Origin of the sequence: Colwellia sp. MB02u-10, from assembly GCF_014077185.1 — a bacterium.
Classification (GTDB): Bacteria; Pseudomonadota; Gammaproteobacteria; order Enterobacterales; family Alteromonadaceae; genus Cognaticolwellia.
In genome coordinates, this window is sequence record NZ_JACGVK010000021.1 from 1 (window position 1) to 350 (window position 350).

At 42.3% G+C, this 350-nt stretch carries 2 rRNA genes; both read right to left on the reverse strand.

Annotated features, from left to right (window positions below):
• Nucleotides 1–90: ribosomal RNA gene (gene rrf, locus H4J59_RS19720) — 5S ribosomal RNA — on the reverse strand; the annotation flags it as partial.
• 179 nt (nucleotides 91–269) lie between these two features.
• Nucleotides 270–350, reverse strand: a 23S ribosomal RNA gene (locus H4J59_RS19725); the annotation flags it as partial.

Below are 350 nucleotides of genomic sequence, written 5' to 3' on the forward strand. Positions count from 1 at the left end.
GGGAACTCCCACACTACCATCGGCGCTAACACGTTTCACTTCTGAGTTCGGAATGGGATCAGGTGGGGCCATGTCGCTATTGTCGCTAGACAAAAAGGGTACAATCTAAAAAGCTGTATCAATGAGACTTGTCTCACTGATGTATAAATACGTTTTGTGTTACTTTTTCTTGGTTTCTCTTATTCATCACTCATGTACGTGATGTTGCATATTCCTATGCAATTCTACTATGTCAAACAGCACACAACTTAAAACCACTTGGGTGTTGTATGGTTAAGCCTCACGGGTAATTAGTATTGGTTAGCTCAAGACCTCGCAGTCCTTACACACCCAACCTATCAACGTTGTAG